This window comes from Anaerococcus urinomassiliensis, from assembly GCF_900128425.1.
Classification (GTDB): domain Bacteria; phylum Bacillota; class Clostridia; order Tissierellales; family Peptoniphilaceae; genus Anaerococcus; species Anaerococcus urinomassiliensis.
In genome coordinates this window covers 491,168-510,727 of the sequence record NZ_LT635782.1, presented here as the reverse complement: position 1 = coordinate 510,727, position 19,560 = coordinate 491,168, and the positions used below count along the sequence as shown (strand labels likewise).

General features: G+C 32.2%; 20 protein-coding genes. All 20 read right to left on the bottom strand.

Going from position 1 to position 19,560, the window contains the following annotated elements:
• Position 1: 1 nt before the first annotated feature.
• Positions 2-637, bottom strand: a complete 636-nt coding sequence (locus tag BQ7474_RS03450; RefSeq protein ID WP_073997620.1) for a V-type ATP synthase subunit D — start codon at positions 635-637, stop codon at positions 2-4.
• Position 638: 1 nt separating this feature from the next.
• Positions 639-2,003, bottom strand: coding sequence for a V-type ATP synthase subunit B (locus BQ7474_RS03445; protein ID WP_073997619.1), 1,365 nt, complete (start codon positions 2,001-2,003; stop codon positions 639-641).
• On the bottom strand, positions 1,996-3,750 hold the full coding sequence (locus BQ7474_RS03440) for a V-type ATP synthase subunit A (protein WP_073997618.1): 1,755 nt from the start codon (positions 3,748-3,750) through the stop codon (positions 1,996-1,998). The genes BQ7474_RS03445 and BQ7474_RS03440 overlap by 8 nt, the downstream gene beginning before the upstream one ends.
• Positions 3,734-4,339 carry a V-type ATP synthase subunit E gene (locus tag BQ7474_RS03435; RefSeq protein WP_073997617.1) on the bottom strand — a complete coding sequence of 202 codons (606 nt, stop codon included), beginning with the start codon at positions 4,337-4,339 and terminating at the stop codon, positions 3,734-3,736. The genes BQ7474_RS03440 and BQ7474_RS03435 overlap by 17 nt, the downstream gene beginning before the upstream one ends.
• 11 nt (positions 4,340-4,350) lie before the next feature.
• The gene (locus BQ7474_RS03430; protein ID WP_073997616.1) at positions 4,351-4,590 is read right to left on the bottom strand and encodes a V-type ATP synthase subunit F; all 240 of its coding nucleotides are present in this window, start codon (positions 4,588-4,590) and stop codon (positions 4,351-4,353) included.
• 1 nt (position 4,591) lies between these two features.
• Complete coding sequence (locus BQ7474_RS03425; protein ID WP_073997615.1) at positions 4,592-5,026, bottom strand: ATP synthase subunit C; 435 nt, start codon at positions 5,024-5,026, stop codon at positions 4,592-4,594.
• Positions 5,027-5,052: 26 nt separating this feature from the next.
• Entirely contained in the window at positions 5,053-6,879 is a 1,827-nt protein-coding gene (locus BQ7474_RS03420) for a V-type ATP synthase subunit I (protein WP_235821467.1), read from the bottom strand.
• Between the two features lie 5 nt (positions 6,880-6,884).
• Positions 6,885-7,769 carry a V-type ATP synthase subunit I domain-containing protein gene (locus BQ7474_RS03415; RefSeq protein WP_073997614.1) on the bottom strand — a complete coding sequence of 295 codons (885 nt, stop codon included), beginning with the start codon at positions 7,767-7,769 and terminating at the stop codon, positions 6,885-6,887.
• Positions 7,770-7,771: 2 nt separating this feature from the next.
• Positions 7,772-8,746 (bottom strand): V0D/AC39 family V-type ATPase subunit, encoded by a 975-nt coding sequence (locus tag BQ7474_RS03410; protein ID WP_073997613.1) that lies wholly within the window; start codon positions 8,744-8,746, stop codon positions 7,772-7,774.
• A 95-nt stretch (positions 8,747-8,841) separates the two neighbouring features.
• Positions 8,842-10,191 carry a tRNA (N6-isopentenyl adenosine(37)-C2)-methylthiotransferase MiaB gene (gene miaB, locus BQ7474_RS03405; protein ID WP_073997612.1) on the bottom strand — a complete coding sequence of 450 codons (1,350 nt, stop codon included), beginning with the start codon at positions 10,189-10,191 and terminating at the stop codon, positions 8,842-8,844.
• Positions 10,192-10,258: 67 nt separating this feature from the next.
• Positions 10,259-12,472, bottom strand: coding sequence for a bifunctional 4-hydroxy-3-methylbut-2-enyl diphosphate reductase/30S ribosomal protein S1 (locus tag BQ7474_RS03400; RefSeq protein ID WP_082187877.1), 2,214 nt, complete (start codon positions 12,470-12,472; stop codon positions 10,259-10,261).
• Positions 12,453-13,064 carry a lysophospholipid acyltransferase family protein gene (locus BQ7474_RS03395; RefSeq protein ID WP_073997611.1) on the bottom strand — a complete coding sequence of 204 codons (612 nt, stop codon included), beginning with the start codon at positions 13,062-13,064 and terminating at the stop codon, positions 12,453-12,455. Before BQ7474_RS03395 ends, BQ7474_RS03400 begins: the two co-directional genes overlap by 20 nt.
• On the bottom strand, positions 13,054-13,707 hold the full coding sequence (gene cmk / locus BQ7474_RS03390; RefSeq protein ID WP_073997610.1) for a (d)CMP kinase: 654 nt from the start codon (positions 13,705-13,707) through the stop codon (positions 13,054-13,056). The genes BQ7474_RS03395 and cmk overlap by 11 nt, the downstream gene beginning before the upstream one ends.
• Positions 13,704-14,918 (bottom strand): BaiN/RdsA family NAD(P)/FAD-dependent oxidoreductase, encoded by a 1,215-nt coding sequence (locus BQ7474_RS03385; protein WP_073997609.1) that lies wholly within the window; start codon positions 14,916-14,918, stop codon positions 13,704-13,706. Before BQ7474_RS03385 ends, cmk begins: the two co-directional genes overlap by 4 nt.
• Positions 14,919-14,958: 40 nt before the next feature.
• On the bottom strand, positions 14,959-15,654 hold the full coding sequence (locus BQ7474_RS03380; protein ID WP_073997608.1) for a pseudouridine synthase: 696 nt from the start codon (positions 15,652-15,654) through the stop codon (positions 14,959-14,961).
• Entirely contained in the window at positions 15,644-16,177 is a 534-nt protein-coding gene (scpB, locus tag BQ7474_RS03375; RefSeq protein WP_073997607.1) for an SMC-Scp complex subunit ScpB, read from the bottom strand. Before scpB ends, BQ7474_RS03380 begins: the two co-directional genes overlap by 11 nt.
• A gap of 5 nt (positions 16,178-16,182) precedes the next feature.
• Complete coding sequence (locus BQ7474_RS03370) at positions 16,183-16,875, bottom strand: segregation and condensation protein A (RefSeq protein ID WP_044566035.1); 693 nt, start codon at positions 16,873-16,875, stop codon at positions 16,183-16,185.
• The gene (locus tag BQ7474_RS03365) at positions 16,872-17,417 is read right to left on the bottom strand and encodes an NUDIX hydrolase (RefSeq protein ID WP_073997606.1); all 546 of its coding nucleotides are present in this window, start codon (positions 17,415-17,417) and stop codon (positions 16,872-16,874) included. The genes BQ7474_RS03370 and BQ7474_RS03365 overlap by 4 nt, the downstream gene beginning before the upstream one ends.
• On the bottom strand, positions 17,404-19,104 hold the full coding sequence (gene recN, locus BQ7474_RS03360) for a DNA repair protein RecN (protein ID WP_073997605.1): 1,701 nt from the start codon (positions 19,102-19,104) through the stop codon (positions 17,404-17,406). The genes BQ7474_RS03365 and recN overlap by 14 nt, the downstream gene beginning before the upstream one ends.
• Positions 19,104-19,556, bottom strand: coding sequence for an arginine repressor (locus BQ7474_RS03355; protein WP_073997604.1), 453 nt, complete (start codon positions 19,554-19,556; stop codon positions 19,104-19,106). Before BQ7474_RS03355 ends, recN begins: the two co-directional genes overlap by 1 nt.
• Positions 19,557-19,560: the final 4 nt, after the last annotated feature.

Sequence of the window (19,560 nt, the reverse complement as noted above, 5' to 3'; positions counted from 1 at the left end):
TTTAAACTTCGGTGTTTTCTTTTAATTTCCTATCTTTAACCATCTTCGTTTTTGAGAACTCTTCTCTTTCTTTTTCTTCGATTAAAGAAGATATTTCTTTTATTCTATCCTCTAGTTTTGGTATTTGAACTTTTTCTAGGGAATTTACTTTTTTACTTGTTTTTTTGATTTGCCTATCAAGGTTATTTATAGTCGTATCAAGTTCTGCTAATTTTAAAATTTTGCTTTTAAGCTCATTAAACGATAGTACAGCTTGGTCAAATGTCTCGTTTGTTTCATAAAATGAATATGATAAGCTTAGCTTTTGAGGCGTAAAATCTATGTCATAGACCTTTGTCTGCATAAACTCACTTTCCTTAAGCTTGATGCTATTATCAACTGGAAGTAGGCTTGCTATATCATTTAGCTTTGCCTCTCCCATAGTAACCATAGCTTTTTTAAAGTTTTTGCTAACTCTTTCTATTGTTTCATTTACTTCTGTGTTTAGCTCATCTCTTTGCTTAATCTTAGAGTCATGGGCTCCTATTAGAGCTTTTCTAGACTTATCTAGGATATCAAGTCCTGTGTTTAATAAGTTTAATTGGTCTTTGGCTGCAATCAAATTGGCCTTGGTAGGGGCTGTTGATTTTATTTCCATACTACTTACCTATAAACTTATCCAAATTTTCAGGACTCACCCTGTGTAGTTCAGTTCTTGGCAATATATTTAGGATTTCCCAACCTAAATCTAAGCTTTGATCAAGCTCTCTATTCTCGGTCGGATCTTGGGATAGGAATCTTCTTTCAAACTCATCCCCGAATTCCAAATACTTCTTATCAATATCTGATAGGTCATCTTCGCCAACTATTTGAGCTATATTTCTTACTTCTCCAACGTGAGAATATGACTCATAAATTTGGTTCATTAAGTCTTCGTGGTCCGCCCTGGTATATCCTTCTCCAATACCATCTTTCATAAGACGGGATAAGGATGGAAGAACATTGATTGGTGGATAGATCCCCTTATTAAATAGTCCTCTATCAATTACTATTTGTCCCTCTGTTATATATCCTGTAAGGTCAGGTACTGGGTGAGTTATATCGTCATTTGGCATAGTTAATATTGGAATAAGGGTAACAGATCCCTTTGTTCCACGAATCATACCAGCTCTTTCGTATAGGGTTGCAAGGTCTGAATAAAGGTAGCCTGGGTAACCCTTACGAGAAGGAACTTCTTGTCTAATTGATGAAACCTCACGCAATGCTTCAGAATATGAAGTCATATCTGTAATTATTACCAAAACATGGTAGCCCTTTTCGTAGGCTAAATATTCTGCGGCAGTTAGGGCGCATTTTGGAGCTATAAGACGTTCCATTATTGGGCTATCTGCAAGGTTTTGATACATTACCACCTTATCACGGACACCAGCCTTGTTAAATGCATCTTCAAAAAACATAGCTTCGTCTTTTTTGATTCCCATTGCTGCAAATACAAAGGCAAAGTCTTCGTCAGTTTTTAGCTTTGCTTGTCTTACAATTTGCGCTGCTATTTGGTTATGTGAAAGACCATAGCCTGAAAATATCGGTAGTTTTTGTCCACGGATTAGAGTTGTTAGGGTATCGATTGCTGATATACCTGTTTGGATAAAATCTCTTGGATACTCACGAGCAACTGGGTTTAGTGGTTCACCTTCTACTGGGCAGGTTTTTTCTGCGTATACTTCCCCACCATTGTCTATAGGACGTGCTAGTCCATTGAAGGTTCTTCCCAAGATATTTTCATTAAGTGGTATTGCTAATGGTTTCTCTTCAAACTTGATTACTATATCATCTAGGGAGAAATCTTGGGTATTGCCAAAAACTTCTATTGAAATAGTATCATCATCTATTTTTACAACTTGACCTACAAAGTCCATACCTAAAGCATGAACTGACACAACAGCGTTATAGGCAATATCAGCAACTTTTTCTATTTCTATGATGGAGGATTCAATTCTTTTTACTTTGGTATATTCCTTACGCATTAATTCCTCCTTTTAAATTCACAAAATGAGATTCAATTTTGTTATTTAAGTCTACAAATTTGTCTAAATCATCATTTTTGATTGTATATTTCATCTGTGTGATATCATTGATCAAATCTGGATTGTACAAGTTCTTGTATTGGATACCTTTTTTGATGGCATCTTTTGAGTAATTGTAATAATTCTTGATCACTTCAAGCATTTTTATTTGTTTTTCTAATGGTACGTACTTATCTGTATCATTGTAGGCATTTTGTTGCAAGAATCCTACTCTAATAAGTTCTGCCACATCAAGGGTATTTTTTTGACTATCAGATAGGGCATCTTGACCTACAAGCATAAGAATTGATCTTACTTCATCTTCTTGCAAAAGAACATTCATTAGCTCATTTCTTATAGAGATAATATCTATTCCTGTGTTCTCTTGATAGTAGGCTCTCATTGTATCTAGGTAGTTTGAGTAAGATGTCATCCAGTTGATAGCTGGGTAGTGACGTGAATAGGCAAGTTTTCTATCAAGACCTAAAAACACGTTTACTGACCTACGAGTATTTTCTGTTACTGGTTCTGAGAAGTCACCACCAGATGGAGAAACTGCACCTATTAAAGTAACTGAACCTTCGGATCCATTTAGATTTGTAAAGTAACCCGCTCTTTCATAAAATTGTGAAAGACGACTTCCTAGATATGCCGGATAGCCTTCTTCTGCTGGAATTTCTTCTAGACGTCCAGATATTTCACGAAGGGCCTCAGCCCACCTAGATGTGGAATCGGCCATAAGGGCAACGTGGTAGCCCATATCCCTAAAGTATTCTGCAATAGTGATACCTGTATATATAGAAGCTTCACGGGCTGCTACTGGCATATTTGAAGTGTTTGCAATAAGAATTGTACGTTCCATTAGACCATAGCCTGTATTTGGGTCTATTAGCTCAGGGAATTCTTCAAGTACCTGGGTCATCTCATTTCCACGTTCACCGCAGCCAATGTAGATAATAATATCAGCATCTGCATATTGGGCAAATTGGTGTTGGAGCATGGTTTTTCCTGTACCAAATCCTCCAGGAATAGCTACAGTACCACCCTTGGCAACTGGGAAGAATACATCAAGTACTCTTTGTCCAGTATTTAAAAGTAATTCTAATGGACGAACTTTTTTAACTGGTCTAGGATTTCTTACTGGCCAGTACTGGTATAGTTTTAATTCCTTCTCGCCATCATTTGTATCCAATATTACTACAGTATCTTCAATCTTATATGTTCCTGATGGTTTTACTTCTTTGACTGTACCATCGAAAGTACTCATAAGCCTATGTTCTATTGTTTTTGTTTCCATTATAGTAGCATAGATATCTCCAACATGAAGCTTATCACCCACAGCTACTTTAATTTCAACTTCCCAATCTTTATCTTCGTCTAGGTTTTCAAAACCAATACCTGAAGGTATAAAAGCTCCATTTTTATCTTGAATTTTTTCAAGAGGTCTTTCTATACCATCAAACATATTTTTCAAAAGACCAGGACCAAGTCTTACAGATAGGGGTCTACCTGTTGAAATTACTTCTTCTCCTGCTTTAAGACCAGAAGTATCTTCGTATACTTCTATTGTTGCAAAATCACCTTCAACTGAAATTACTTCACCAATAAGTTTTAAACTTCCTACAGATACCATCTCACGAATTTTAAGGCTGCTGGCATCTTTAGCTACTACTACTGGTCCATTTATTGTTTTAATTTTTGGATTCATTAAAACTCTCTCTTTCAAACAGCTTGTACAAAGTTCTTCCTATTCCATACTTATTATCTTCTATTCTTGCCAAATATGTCCTATTATATTGGTAAGAACCATCATTAGCCTTGAGGATAAAGCCTCCGATATATTTATCATCCATTGTTCCAAGATTAGGATAAGACAATATATCTTTGTCAGCTTCCTTTACAAGTATTGTAAAGTCACTAGAATCTTCATCTAGGTCTTTTAGTGCTTTTTCAATATTTTCTTTTAGGATTTTTTTGTAATCTTCTGTTTTTGTATATTCTTTAAGCTTATTCTTAATCTCACTAACCATATCATTTAATAGATACTCCTTATGAGAATAAAAATTAGTTTTTTGCTCTTCTTCTAATTTTGAAATTTTTTCATTGCCACGAATTTGTGCAAAAGATTTTCTAGATTCTAAGGTCTTTTTCAAATCTTTTTCTAGATTATCTTTCTTTTCATCAATTTGTGAACTATTTATATGAGTAGAATTATATAATTCTTTTTCACTTTTTGCTTTTTCCTCATCCCAAACCATTTTTCTAAAGGTTGAGAGTTTGGCATTTAAATCGAGCATATTACCTCCAATTAACCATCTATTACAACAATCAAAGGAATACTTTCACTTTCTTTGTGCTCTTTTACTTCTTTTATAAGCCAGCTTTCAACAGTTTTTGTAAGAATCAAGACTGCAAGGTCATCTTCTTTTATTGAATCATAAAACTTTTCTTTGGCTTGTTCATAAGTAGAAGTTTGTATCCCTTCAATAGACCCAAGCCTAAACATTACAATAAGACTTGGGTCGTTAGATAATATTCTTGCTTTCATTTTAAGCGTTAAGAATCATGATTGAGATGATAACACCAAAAATAGCGATACCTTCTGCTAGACCTACGAAGATAATTGTACGACCTAGGATAGATTGGTCTTCAGAAATTGCTCCAAGTGCTGCAGAACCTACATTACCTACTGCAAATCCTGTACCAATAGTAGCTAGACCTGTTGATAGTGCAGCACCAATGTATTTTAGTCCATCAGCACTACTTGCTGCAGTACCTGCTGCGTCAGCTGCCGCTGATGAGTTTGCTGGCAATAGTAATACTACTATCATTGCCATTACTGGAACAAAAGTGAACAAATTAATTTTAAGTGCTTTTCTAATTTTATCTTTTGAGGCATCTTCATTATTTTTTAATAAATATAAACCTGAGTAAATTGTAATTACTACTACAGCTAGTGCTAAAAATCCAATATTTTTTATCATAATTTTTCCTTATCTTTCCTTTTCTACTAGTTAATTTTTCTTTGACTGATTGGCCTAAATAAATGACCATTTCCTTCATAATACTTGCTAAACATTTCGTAAAATTCTAGTCTTAATCCTTGGATACCAACGATCATGCCTTCTAGGCCGATTATAAATATATTTCCTACGACTAATATTATAAATCCCTTGATGCCACCACCAGCAAGTTTTGCCATAACTTCAAAAGCCATATATAAACCTACGTGATTTATTGCAAAGGCTCCAACTCTTGTAAATGATACAAGATTTGAAAATACTGAAAGCAAAGCTTCTATCACAGAAAATGAACCTTCAAGATAGTAATCTCCCTTTGCTTGGTCATATAGCCTCTTGTTTCCTTCTATCTTTCTTGCTATAGGTTGCTTAAATATCATCATAACTATTGAAAGTATAAGTAAGACTATACCAAGATTTTTTGGAACTGGACCTACATTTACAATCGCAAGAACTATTATGATAAATGATGACATCATCATAAGTCCTGCAAGACCTTCTTTACCAAAGATTCCTTCTTCAATATTATTTTGAAGATGTACTTTGTTATAAATACCAATTATATATGAAATCACCATTAAAGTTACACCAAAGACAACTGATGCTATTAGAACTGTCATGATGTTATCAAAGGGTTTTATAAGCAGGGCAGGAATCAAATCCTCTCTACCAAAAAACGATCCATACATAAGTCCAAAAATGGATGCTGATATACCAATTCTTTTGAGTATTGCTCCAAATGTCTCATTTTTCTTTGATAACCAAAAGCCAAGTGCTAGGAAAACTAAACCTTGACCAAGGTCACCAAACATTAGCCCATATAATAACATATATGTTATTGCAAAAAATGGAGTCGGGTCAATCTCATCATAGTTTGGAGCGCCGTACATATTGACCATATATTCAAAAGGTCTTACAAACTTATTGTTTTTAAGTTTAGTAGGCGGTTGTTCGTCTACACTATCCACATCCTTTGTTGTGATAATGGTATCATCATACTTATCTTCTAAGCTTTCAAGCTTATTTAGTTCGCTTTCTGGTACCCATCCGGATAAGTAGAAATACGAATCACCATGAGCCATATTGTTTTTCAATTCGTCAGATTTTTTCTCATACTCAATAGAATAGGAAATATTACCCAAAATATCTTGATAATCTCTATTGACTTCTTCTATCTGACTATTTATTTCATCAAGTCTTTTATTAGTTTGACTTTGTTTTTCATCAATATCTTTGATCAGCAAATCTTTAGGCAGGTCTTTATTAACAAAACCCAAAGTATTTACAGACCTTGATACATCCTTTCTTACCTTTTTAGGATAAATTAATAAGTAATCTTCTTCATCTGAAAGTTTTTTATTATCTTTGTCAGAATTTACTTTAAAATCAGAATTATCATCATTACTTATCCTAGTATCAGGATATTTGTCTGCCATATCTTCTAATTCCTTTAACTTTTTTTCAGGAACCTGGGCTGAGAAGTAGAAATATTTTTCACCATAGGCCATAGACTCTTCAAAATTCTTGGCCTTGTTTTGATAATTGATGTTATAAGATATGTTATTAACTATATCTTTATAAGCGTTTATTAAATCATCAATTTTGTGATCTATATTTTCTAGGTCCCTTTTCGTAACACATAATTCATTTTCTATATCATAGTCATCTTGTTTTGATGAAATTTCCTTATCTACAAAACCCAATGAATTAATTGTTCTTGATATATCCTCTTGAACTTTCTTTGGATAGACTAATAGATAACTCTCCTCATCATATACCTGACCATTAATTCTAGGCTTATTAAATCTATTTGCCATAAACTTTACATCTCAAAATCTTTATCTTCAATTAGAGAATCGACAATTTTATCAATAACCTCACCCTTGTGTTCTTTATAGATGTTGTCCATAAAGTTTATTTTGGATTGGTAGTCAGCGTTTATACTATTGATTTTATTATTAGCATCTTCCATTATTTTATTATAGATTTTTTCTGACTCTTCTTTTGTCTTCTTGTTGTATTCTTGGTCAAGAGAAAGAGATACATTTCTTGTATTTAATCTCTCATTTGCAAGAACTTTTTCTGTCTGATCATTTAGATTATTAGTAGTCTCATCTAGGGCATAGATTTCTTCTATAGCATTTAAACTAGCCCTATCAACATCATTATCTAAGTGGATAATCAGTGATGGAATATTTTCATAGTTGTTTTTTAATATGAAACGGCCATCTTCAGATACAGAACCATATCTATAATCAAAAAATTTTAGATTTTGGATTTTCTCTATATCAATATTATATTCTCTTAATTTGTCTACATTTTCTTTGTAAATGTTTAGTTGCCTAGATTTTTCTTCTAACTCTTCTTTTTCTTTTATTAATGACTTTAACCTATCATAGAATTCGTTAACTCTTTGAGGATCTACAAGATTACCATCCTTTTTATCGGCTAGATTTAGTGAATTTTTAAGTTCAACTAATTTCTCATTGTAGCCATCATCGTCTTTTTGAAAGCCTGATAGCTTATTGATATCTTCTGTAATATCTACATTCTCAGCGCTTGCACGTATGTTAAATGTCCTATTTGTTACTTGGTTAAAGGCATCAACTGGTTCTATTTCACCAATTTTAATAACATCTTCTAGGAAGTTATCCAAATTATCCAAGTTAGATATCATATTTACCAGATACATTTTTTCAACTGCCATTGTTACCTCACTATTAAATATTCTAAACGTTCATCTTTATTGAAACTATCATCTAATTCCATGAGGGCTTCTATATTTTCTTCACTAATAAAAATAATATTCATCGCAGAAATTACATATAATATGTCTGATTCTTCTTTAGTTATTTCACTTTTGTAAAGTTTCAGCTCATATTTTCTAATTTCTTTATGAATATTATCAGTACTTGCAAAGACTTTCCTATATTTGCCCGATCTCATCTTTTCTAAAAACTCATCTTTTGATAAAAGAGAAAGTTCTTTTAATCTCTCTCCATTAAAACTATTGCCACCTTCGATTAGATAATTGAAAATATCACCATCGTTAAGGTCATAGTAGTTCTTGAGCCTATAAAGCATTTCAAAATTTAGTAGATTTATCTCTTCACCCAAAAAATTCCTAACAAGTTTATGCTCTTTTAATTTCTTAGATAATTTTAACAAAGATCTGTAATAAAATTTCATAAGAGCATTACTTGTTAGAAATATCAAGTTTTCAGCCTGCATATTTTTATTTAAAAATGGTAGCAGGGTCCTATAATATCTGCTATTTTGATTAGACTTTATAAAAGATTCCAAATCCATCTTGCTATCTATAACAAAATTATCAGATAGAGGATTTGATTTGAAAGTCAGATAGTTCCCAGCAAAATTGTCATTCACAAGAGACTCAATAATCTCTTGTAAAAACAAAATCTCATATTTAGAAAAATATAGGTTAAAGAAGTCACTTTCAAGACCTGTTAGAAAATAATCTATACTTTTAATCTCTGCAAAAATCCTCTTAAAGTTATTAGATTCAAGATTTACTTTCTCCCTACTGTAATCAATGTCGGGATAAGCTTTTGAAAGTATATCAACTTTTTTATCAAAGTCACCATAGCTTGCAAGATTTAAGTAAAGATCATTATCGGGAATTTTTCCCATTTTAGCTTTTGCTTTAACAACTACATCTCTCATTTAAGTCATCTCCTTTAACATATAAATGATATCACTTTTATAATAGTTATAAAAGCATAATAAATATTTTATATCATTTATAATTTAATTGATTATTAGTTAACCAATTCACCACTTATGGTAAATGAAGTATTATCTGTAATTTTGACCTTTACAATTTGTCCTATTAAGTCTTTTGGAGCCTTAACATGAACTAGCTTAAAAGTATCAGTTCTACCTGTTAGGATATCAGTGTTATTTTTTGACTCTCCTTCTATGAGAACTTCTACAGTTCGTCCAATATATTCCTTGTTCTTTTGATTAAATATTGGATATAGCTCATCTAAGAGCCTTTGGAACCTATCTTGGACTATCGCTTCATCTATTGTAGGCATTTTAGCTGCCACTGTCTTTGGTCTAGGGCTATATTTAAAAGTAAAGGCTGAATCAAATTCAATTTCTTTGCAAGCATTTATTGTTGCCTGGAAATCTTCTTCTGTTTCTGTAGGAAAACCTACTATAATATCAGTAGAAAGTGCTATACCTGGTATTTCTGACTTTAATTTATTTGCTCTTTCAATATATTTTTCTATTGTGTAGTGACGGTTCATTTTTTTTAGTACTTCATTTGATCCTGATTGCATAGGAAGATGGAAATAATTGCATATGTTGTCATTATCGCGCATGACATATATTAACTCATCAGACAAATCTTTTGGATGACTTGATGTAAACCTTAGTCTTTCTACACCAGGAATTTTTGCAACCCTATTTAATAGTTCTGGGAAAGTAAATCCATCGTTAGACTTATTGCCGTATGAGTTTACATTCTGTCCTAATAATGTGAATTCCTTAAAACCTTGACTAGCTAAATATTCAACTTCTTCTATAATTGAATAGGGCCTTCTGGATTCTTCTCTACCTCTTGATTCTGGAACTATGCAATATGAACAGAAATTATCACAACCACGCATTATATTTACATAGGCTTGGAAGTTATTGGTAGAGTTGTATTTTTCAAAGTCATCTTTGACATCATCTGTCGATACGTCAACAACTCTTTCCCCTGTTTCAAGATACCTATATATTAAATCAGCAAGTGAATTGATATTTTTTGTACCAAATACTATATCAACTTCTCTATGTTTTGATACTATGACCTCTCTTGCTGTAGATGTTTGCATCATACAACCAGATACTGCTATGATCTTTTCTGGATGGGCTTTCTTGAGTTTCTTTAGTGAAGATACCTGACCATATAATTTTAATTCTGCATTTTCACGTACTAAGCATGTATTAAATAAGATAAAATCAGCTTCTTCTCTAATTTCTGTATAAGTATAGCCCAAATCTTCTAGGATATAGGAAATCCTTTCAGAATCATGTTCGTTCATTTGGCAACCAAACGTTGTTATATTGTATTTTTTACCTTTAAAATAATCTTTATATTTTTCTTTAATTTCCATTTACTCCTCATTGAAAAAAGAAGATGACTTTTATCATCTTCTTTTATTGTTATTTTTATAGATTTTCTTATTCTAATTCTTCGTCAGCTTCGCTTGCTTCTTCTTCAACTAAAGATTCAGCAGCTTCTTCTGTGTTGATTTCTGTTTCGCTAACTTCTTCTTGTTCTTCAACATTTTCGTTAACTTCAATATCATCTATAACTCCATCAACTTCATTTTCTTCGCCGATAAGATTTGTTTCACCAGCACCAAGTAGAGCTTGTTCTAGAAGATTACCTAGGTTGTTATTTAGGTCCGCATCTGAAGAGAAGTTTTGGTTTTGACTTCTTTCTGCTTTTCTTCTTGGTCTATTTTGGTTATTGTTAGATCTATTTTCTCTTCTAGGTTTTCTTTCTGGTCTTTCTGGAGCTTCTTCTAGTTGTTTAATTGATAAACCAACTTTTTCTTCTTCTTTGTCAATTGATATAATCTTAACTTCGATTTCATCACCAACATTAAGTTCATCAGATGGTTTTTCAACGTGATCCCAAGAAATTTCAGAAACGTGAACTAAACCTTCAACTCCGTCAGCTACTTCAACAAATGCACCAAAGTCTAGTAGATTAACTACTTTACCTTTTACTACATCTCCAACTTCGTGGCTGTTTACAAATGAATCGAATGGTTTGTCAAGTAATTGTTTACGTCCAAGAGAAATTCTGTTCTTTTCTTGGTTTAATTTTAATATTTTAACTTCGATTTTATCTCCTACATTAAGTACATCAGATGGAACTTCAACTCTGCTCCAAGCAATGTCAGAAACGTGAAGTAATCCGTCAAGTCCATTTACTTCAACAAATGCACCGAAGTCTGTAAGTCTAGCTACTTCACCTTCTATTACTTGACCTTCTTCAAGTTCTCCCCATCTTTCTTCTAGTTCTCCTTCAAGAACGTCTTTACGAGATAAAACTAATCTATTTTTTCTTTCGTCAATAGAAACAATCTTTAAATCCCATGTTTCACCAACGAATTTTTTGAAGTTTTTAACAAAATATGTTGCAACTTGGCTTGCAGGAATGAATCCTTGGATTCCGTTAACTTCAGCAGTTAGACCACCTTTGTTAAATCCTGTTATATGACCTTCAACTATTTCGTCGTTTTCATATTTTTCTAATAGTTCTTTCCAGCTCTTCATTCCTAGAACTCTTCTAGTTGATAGTGATACGTTTCCTTCACCATCATCAAGTTTAATAACATAAACATCAAGTTCTGATCCTACTTCAAAATGTTCTTTAGGATTTTTTCTTTCTTCTTCTGTCATTTCATCAAGTTTTATGATACCATCTGCACGGTATTGAATGTCAACAAAAACCTCATCTTCTTTAACATCGATAACTGTTCCTGTTACAATATCTTTTGGATAGATTTTTTTCATACTATCTTCAAGACTATTCATAAAATCTTCTTTTGTAAATTCATCCATTTTACTTACTACCTCCTCAATAATCTCATCAGGTGTGGACGCACCTGCGATTATTCCAATTTTTTTAAATTCTGAGAGCTTTTGCAAAGGTAGATCTTTAACAGTTTCAATCCTAAAAACATTATTATTATACAAACTTGCCACGTCAAAAAGCTTATTTGTATTAGAACTATTAAAACCACCAACTACAATCATACAATCTACATCCTTGGCAAGGTCTTTTGCCGAATCTTGCCTTAGTTTTGTAGCATTACATATTGTGTTATCTATTACTACACTATCATTATTATCTTTTAAGATGTTCGCAACATTGTAGTAAAAATCCCTTCTATTTGTAGTTTGACTTACTACATAGATGGGCTTCTTACATCTAATATTTTTTGCTTCAGTCTCATTCATAATTATTATACCATCTTTTAAATAAGAGTCCATAGCTTTTATCTCTGGATGATTCCTATCTCCGATGATAATTACCTGGTATCCTTCATCTTCTTTTTCCATTATTTTTTTATATATATTTCTAAGAACAGGGCAAGTAGCATCCAAGATTTCATTGCCATTTTCCACTAAAGCTTTTTTGAAATCTGCGCTTTCTCCATGAGCCCTAATGAGGATCAAGGAATCCTTTATTTCTAGAGCTTGTTCTTTTGTAATTACCTTTAGCCCCTCTTCTTCTAATTTTCCTACAAGCTGTGGATTATGAATTAAGGGTCCTACTGTATACTTGTCTTTTTTGCTATCAAGTGCCTGGCTTGCCAAATCTACTGATCTTTTTACGCCAAAGCAAAATCCTGAATTTTCAGCTATAATTATCTGCATTTTTACCTTCTATTTCCTCAAGTTTACTAGTATAAATTTTTGTAAACACTTCATCGGTCATCTCTTTCATAGCAAACTTTGTTTTCATATCCAAATACTTATCAACTTTTACTGGCTGATGGATATTTACTAAAGTTTTTCTAAAGGGCTTAAATGTTGAAATAATTTCAACAGGAATGATATCAGCTTTTGCTTTTAAAGCCATAAAACTGACACCATCTTTCATATTTGCCCTATCAATATTCTTAGTCCTCGTTCCTTCTGGCATTATCCCTACAGTTTTATCTTCTTTAAGCAACTTGATACTATGTTTGAGGCTTGCCAAGTCTCTACCATCTCTTTCAACTGGGATTACACCAAGTTTTTTTGTAATCCAACCTACAATTGGCCAAGTAGTGATTTCTTTTTTGGCCACAAAATATATTTGATTTGGAATAGATATGGCCAAAAATATTGGATCCCAATTGGACTTGTGGTTGGCGCATAAGATATAGTCATTATTTTCCGGCAAATTTTCAAGACCATTTACATGAACTCTCATAATAGGCTTGATAAAAATTATCAAGATAGCCCTTAAAACTTTATATAACATCTTCTTTATCCATATGACTTAAGATAGTATCTATAGTTTGATCTATACTCTGCATAGAACTATCAATTTCTATTGCATCGTCTGCCTTTCTAAGAGGCGAAATGTCCCTAGATGAATCATATAAATCCCTATCTATTATTGATTTCTCAATTTCTTCGATTGTTAAATCTGACTCATTTTGTAAGAATCTTCTCCTAGCTCTTTCTTTGCTTGAGGCTGTCAGATAAAATTTATATTTTGCATCAGGAAATACAACTGTGCCTATGTCCCTACCGTCAAGTACAAAAGATTTTTCTTTGGCTATGTTTCTTTGCATTGATACTAGCTTTTCTCTTACAAGGGCATTTGCTGAAACCCAAGATACATTTTTGGTAACTTGATCAGTTCTTATTTCTTTTTCAATATTTTTAGCATTTAAATAAATATCGTTGTCTATAAAATTTATACTTATTTTATCAAGCATTGAAAGTATTTGCTCATCACTTGCATCTTCATTTATATGATTTTCTAAGAAAAAATGAGTAACGGCTCTATACATTGCCCCTGTATTTAAATATTGTATTTTTAAAATCTCAGCTAATTCATTTGATATTGTTGATTTGCCGGAACCACTTGGTCCATCTATTGCAATAATATATGTCATAATTTCTCCTTTATAGCCCTTGCCGCTGCATATGCACTGGTAAAGGCTAGCTGTAGGTTGTATCCACCTGTTAATCCATCTATATCAAGAATTTCACCTATAAAATAAAGACCAGAAACCTTTTTTGATTCCATAGTTTTTGGATTAATCTCATCTACATCTACTCCACCCTTTGTGATAACAGCAGTATTAAATCCACCAAATCTATCAAAGATCAATTTAAAGTTTGTAATATTTTCTATTATACTATGGCGTTCTTTTCTTGTAAGCTGGGATGCTTTCTTAGACAAATCTACCCTTGATCTACGTAAAATAATAGGACAAAGTGCTTCAGCTATATATTCTTTAAGAATATTTACCACATCTTTCTTTGGATTTTCATTTAATAATTCTATAATTTCACTATCAAGCTGATCAAAATTCTTGCATACAAAGTCAAGTAATATCTCTTTGATATTTTCATTGATAGCCACAGATGATATTTTCAAAACACTAGGACCTGTTATAAAATTTTTTGTTATTAGTGCCGGTCCAAGCTCTGATATAGATCCATTATCGCATATAAGTTTCATACCTATTTTCTCGAAAGATAATGCCTTTATGGCTAACAAATCATTATCCTTAAAAAATATAGGTACTAAAGATGGTCTTAACTTTGTGATGCTATGACCAAAGTCTCTAGCAAAATTATATCCATCTCCACTAGAACCAGTGTTTGGATAGGATAGTCCTCCAGTTGCTATTATAAGATAGTCAAATTGATACTCTTTTTTTAAGGTTTTTACAAGAAATTTATCAGTTTTTTTGACATCTAAGACTTCAGCATCTGTCACAAGTTTAATATTTTTTTCTATTATTAATTTTTCAAAGAAACTAAGTACATCTTCTGCTCTTTGTGACTTAGGGAAAATCCTATCATCATCTTCTTTCACTAGTTCTAGGCCATTATTTTCAAAAAATTCAATACTAGCATAATTATCGCAAAGATTAAAGGCAGAGTATATAAACTTTTTGTTAGTAACAATATTGTCTAAAAAGCCATCATAGTATTTGCCATTAGTAATATTGCACCTACCATTGCCTGTCATAAGAATCTTCTTGCCTATTTCAGAATTTTTCTCTAATATGGTAACGTGATTATTCTCATTTTTTAAGTTTACGGCAGCGTAGAGTCCACTTGCTCCAGCTCCTATAATTCCGATTTTTTTCATATACTATAAAAATTTTACCATAAAAAAAAGAAATAGATAACTATTCCTTTATTAATGATACAAATTCCATTTCTTTTTTATTAAACTTTCTGTATTTACCTTCTTTTAAATCATCAAGGTAAATTGCCCCTATTCTTTCTCTTTTAAGATCCAATACATTTGAACCTAGGACATCAAACATTCGTCTTATTTGGCGGTTGTATCCTTGTCTAATGACAACCCTATAGGTATTTTCTCCCAAAAATTTAATAACAGCCTTAGATGTGATCTGATTATTTCCAATATCAAGACCTGTCTTAAAGCTATTGATTTGATCATCATTCAATAATCTATCAACTTTTACTATATATTCCTTGCTTATACCAGATGATGGATGGACCAGAGAGTTTGTAAAATCACCATCGTTTGTAATTATTAATAGTCCATGACTATCTTTATCAAGCCTACCTGCTGCAAAAAATCTCTCGTCAATTTCAATAAGGTCATTTAAATCCTTGTCATTGTGGGGATCGAAGTTGCTGGTAATGTATCCTACTGGTTTATTTAGCTTATAATAGAAATATTCTTCCAATTTTAATATATCTCCGCCAATAGAAACTATGTCATCTTCACTTACATCATAGCCCATTTGCTCTAGAACTCTTCCATTTACTTTAACCTTGCCAGATTTTATCAAGTCATCAGCTTTTCTCCTAGATGAGTATCCAGCTTGGGCTATAAACTTATTAATCCTCATACTTATCCTCTTCGATTTCTTTAATTTCTGGAAGCTCTGACAAATCTTTTATATCAAAATATTGTAAAAATAAATTGGTAGTTACATATATTATTGGTTTGCCAATTTTATCAAGCCTACCATTTTCTCTAATCAGTCCCCTATCAAGAAGATTGTCTATGGTTGTTTGTGAACTTACCCCCCTAATCTTATCTACCTCTGTCCTTGTGATTGGCTGTTTGTAGGCAACAATTGATAGGGTTTCTAGGGCTGATGAAGTGAGTTTCTTGGGGCTTTGCTTTACTAAAGATTCAAAATACTTGTCATGCTTGGCCCTTGTTACAAATTGGTAAGAGGTGTCAAATTCTTTGATTATAAGTCCACTATCCTTAGAATTCCTCTGATCAATCATTTCTTCTAAGGCTATTTTTATTTGATTTTTATCACTATCTTTAATAATCTTGCTTAAATCATCAATATCAATGGGCTGGCCCCACACATATAAAATTTCTTCTATTAAGCCTTTTAGATAATCATTTTCCATATGTCCTACATTCTCTTTTTAATGTGAAATTTGTTTCCATCTTTTTGAAATAAAAATATTTCTTTTAACTTAAAAAGTTCTAATAGAGCCAAAAAACTTGCTATGCACTCTGCCTTAGAGTGAATATTATTTATTATCAAATCAAGTCTTAAGTCTCCTCGTATTTCCAAAGCCTTCCTATAGTTGCCTATATAATCATTGATATCTGGCAAGCTAACTATTTCAACTTTCTTATTGGTCTTAGGCTCTTCATTTAGCTTATTTAACAACTTTTCAAATTGTTTGGCAAGTATCCTTACATCCTTTGCTATTATTTGATCAGAAGTTTCAAACTGAGATAAGTCTTCCTGGTATTTGGAGTGAATTTTGGAAGCTTCTTCTTCCAAGTATTTTAAGTCGTTCTGAACAGATTTTATCTTTTTGTATTCTATTAAATAAGATATAAAATCTTCTTCCAGATCTTCTTCGTCATCTTTTGGCAAGAGTTTGTTTGACTTTATACTAAGAAGTACTGAAGCAATGTAAATAAATGAACTTATGTCATCAATTTCCCTATCAAGTTTTTCGATTTCGATAAGGTATTTATTAGTGATATCACCTAAGTTGATATCATATATATCTATCTTTTCTTTTTCTATTAATTTTAATAGCAAATCAAAAGGGCCTTCAAAGCCCTCAAATTCAACATTTAAATTCATTTGTTTCTGTTATTTACTGCATGAAGTATTGCAATAATCGTCTTTGCATCGGTGATTTCACCATTTAAAACCATCTCATATAACTCATCTATTGGGAAAGATTCAGCATGCAAAAATTCATCCTCATCCAAGTCCAATTTTGACTCTACGAGTTCATGAGCTTCAAAAAATGATAGTTTGTCATTAGTAAATCCCGGAGATGCATACATGGTAAATAAGAAGTCAATCTTTTCTGGGTAATAACCTATCTCTTCTTGAAGTTCCCTTTTTGCTGTCTCTATCGGCGCTTCGTTGCTTTCTACAAGACCTGCAGGTATTTCAAGCATTACCTTATCCACAGCTATCCTATATTGACTAACCATCCAAAGTCTATCATCTCCATCATAAGCTATGATTCCAACACCTTTTTGGTGGTCAACTATTTCTCTTTTGGAATATTTTTTGTTTTGAAGTTCTACAGTATCAACTCTAAGCTTTAATATTTTACCATCATATATGGTATCTGATTTGATTGATTTTTCATAAAATTTATCTTCGGTCATTTCTTAACTCCTCTGCCATTGTTAGCATTTCTCTTGCCGAATGTAAGGTAATATCTGTGATATTTACTCCACCTATTAGCCTTGAGATTTCTTCTACTCTCTTTTCGTCTTCAATTTTTTCTGTCTTTGATATTGTAAAATCTCCCTCATCACTTTTTGTAATAAGTATATGATTTTGTGCCAAAGCAGCTATTTGAGGCAGGTGGCTGATAGATATCACCTGTCTTTTCTTTGATAGATCTAGGATTTTCTCTCCTACCACTTGGGCTGTCCTACCAGAAATCCCGGTATCTATCTCATCAAATATCATTGTATCAACATTATCGAAGTCTGCAAATATTTCCTTAAAAGCAAGCATAATCCTGGATATTTCCCCACCAGAAGCTGTGGCAGAAAGTGATTTTAGCTTTTCTCCCTTGTTTGTTCTGATTAGGAAATCTATATCATCATAACCTGTCATATCAATATGGTCTTTTTTTGAAAAATCTATCTTAAAAATTCCATTTTTGATATTTAGCTCTCTAATAGAAGTATTAATTGCTTTTTCTAAGGTCTTGCTTTTTTCAAGTCTAATTTCATGTAGTATTGTTGCATGTGTGTCAAGCTTTTGGTCTATTTCTTTTATTTTTTGATCTTTGCTCAAACGTAGATTTTCTATCTCATCAAGTTCTTTTAGTCTATTTGAAATCTCTTCATAATAGTTTAATATATCTTCTATACTCTGTCCGTATTTACGTTTTAGATTAAACAATATTTGCATCAATTCTTCAAGTTCTTCTTCTCTTTCTGGATCACCTATTAGACTTTCCTCATATAGGTCCATATCAGAATATAATTCGTTGATTTCATCATTTATAGCAGAAAGTCTATCATAAAAGTCACTAATTTTCTTATCAATTTGGGTGAAATTTGATAGCTCGGAAAGAGAAGCTCCTAGCATACTCGTAAGCGATTGTTGATCATAGTCAGTGGAATCAAGTATAGATTTCGCTAATCCAACGGCATTTCTTAAGTCATTTATGTTATTTAGTTTCTTATATTCTTCATCGATTTCCTCTTCATTTATAGAAGAAAGGTTAATGGCTTCAATTTCTTCAATTTGATACTTAATCAAATCTCGCTCTCTTTGGATTTCTTCATCAGTTAGATATAGATTTGCAAATTTTACTAAGTAATCATGTTTTTGATTATTTAAAGCCTTTATCATATTTCTTAAATCGACAGTTTTTTTGTCATTAGAGTAGTTATCTATAAGATATACATAATTTGCCTTGTTCATAAAAGCATTTGAATCACCCTGGTTATATATATCGATTAATATTGGTGAAATTTCTCTTAGAATGGTCAAATTTGCTACTCTACCATTAATCCTAAGGGTAGATGATTTTTGAGTAATGGTTCTGTTTACGATTAGTTTGTTGTCATTTTCATCAAATAAAACAGTATTATTTTCGAGTATTTTCTTAGTTTCGTAATCAACTATAAATATACCTTCAATAGTTGTTGAGTCGGCAAAACGACCAACAATATCCTTGTTAGCCTTTTTTCCCAATAACAAATTGATGGCTTCAAGTATAAGGGATTTACCAGAACCGGTCTCTCCAGTTAGTACATTAAAGCCATCTTCAAAAAATATGTGATTTCTTTTTATAATTACAAAATTATCTATAAAAAGCTCAGCTAACATTATCTAACCATGTCCCTCACATCTTCTATTAATTCATCCAAGCGATCAAAATCTTTTGGCGTTATAAATATAGTATCAATCCCTGTTACCATACCAGCTACATTTTCAAGCTTAGAATTTGTAATATACTGGCCACATACTGTAGCACAATATGATATAGTTTTTATGACACATAATTGAGCTGATTTTTCAACAGAAAGTACTGATTCCTTGAAAATTTTTTCCATTCTCTCATTTAAGGTATCGTATACAGTGTCTACAACTGTATATTTGTACTCATAATCGTCAGTTTGAACTTTGGATATCCTAAGTTCCTTTATATCTCTTGAAATTGTCGCCTGTGTAGCATCAACTCCATGGTCTTTTAGCATATCTGATAATTGTGATTGTGTTTTGACCTCATTATTTTGTATAATATCAAGAATAAGTCTTTGTCTAGTGTATTTTTTCATATGT

Coding starts and splice junctions, on each gene's coding strand:
- BQ7474_RS03450 (WP_073997620.1), bottom strand. CDS start 637: ATGGAAATAAAATCAACAGCCCCTACCAAGGCCAATTTGATTGCAGCC.
- BQ7474_RS03355 (WP_073997604.1), bottom strand. CDS start 19,556: ATGAAAAAATACACTAGACAAAGACTTATTCTTGATATTATACAAAAT.
- BQ7474_RS03430 (WP_073997616.1), bottom strand. CDS start 4,590: ATGAAAGCAAGAATATTATCTAACGACCCAAGTCTTATTGTAATGTTT.
- BQ7474_RS03385 (WP_073997609.1), bottom strand. CDS start 14,918: ATGAAAAAAATCGGAATTATAGGAGCTGGAGCAAGTGGACTCTACGCT.
- BQ7474_RS03410 (WP_073997613.1), bottom strand. CDS start 8,746: ATGAGAGATGTAGTTGTTAAAGCAAAAGCTAAAATGGGAAAAATTCCC.
- BQ7474_RS03365 (WP_073997606.1), bottom strand. CDS start 17,417: ATGACCGAAGATAAATTTTATGAAAAATCAATCAAATCAGATACCATA.
- BQ7474_RS03400 (WP_082187877.1), bottom strand. CDS start 12,472: ATGCAGATAATTATAGCTGAAAATTCAGGATTTTGCTTTGGCGTAAAA.
- BQ7474_RS03370 (WP_044566035.1), bottom strand. CDS start 16,875: ATGAATTTAAATGTTGAATTTGAGGGCTTTGAAGGCCCTTTTGATTTG.
- miaB (WP_073997612.1), bottom strand. CDS start 10,191: ATGGAAATTAAAGAAAAATATAAAGATTATTTTAAAGGTAAAAAATAC.
- BQ7474_RS03415 (WP_073997614.1), bottom strand. CDS start 7,769: ATGGCAGTTGAAAAAATGTATCTGGTAAATATGATATCTAACTTGGAT.
- BQ7474_RS03440 (WP_073997618.1), bottom strand. CDS start 3,750: ATGAATCCAAAAATTAAAACAATAAATGGACCAGTAGTAGTAGCTAAA.
- BQ7474_RS03425 (WP_073997615.1), bottom strand. CDS start 5,026: ATGATAAAAAATATTGGATTTTTAGCACTAGCTGTAGTAGTAATTACA.
- BQ7474_RS03435 (WP_073997617.1), bottom strand. CDS start 4,339: ATGCTCGATTTAAATGCCAAACTCTCAACCTTTAGAAAAATGGTTTGG.
- BQ7474_RS03445 (WP_073997619.1), bottom strand. CDS start 2,003: ATGCGTAAGGAATATACCAAAGTAAAAAGAATTGAATCCTCCATCATA.
- BQ7474_RS03420 (WP_235821467.1), bottom strand. CDS start 6,879: ATGGCAAATAGATTTAATAAGCCTAGAATTAATGGTCAGGTATATGAT.
- BQ7474_RS03395 (WP_073997611.1), bottom strand. CDS start 13,064: ATGTTATATAAAGTTTTAAGGGCTATCTTGATAATTTTTATCAAGCCT.
- BQ7474_RS03380 (WP_073997608.1), bottom strand. CDS start 15,654: ATGAGGATTAATAAGTTTATAGCCCAAGCTGGATACTCATCTAGGAGA.
- recN (WP_073997605.1), bottom strand. CDS start 19,104: ATGTTAGCTGAGCTTTTTATAGATAATTTTGTAATTATAAAAAGAAAT.
- scpB (WP_073997607.1), bottom strand. CDS start 16,177: ATGGAAAATGATTATCTAAAAGGCTTAATAGAAGAAATTTTATATGTG.
- cmk (WP_073997610.1), bottom strand. CDS start 13,707: ATGACATATATTATTGCAATAGATGGACCAAGTGGTTCCGGCAAATCA.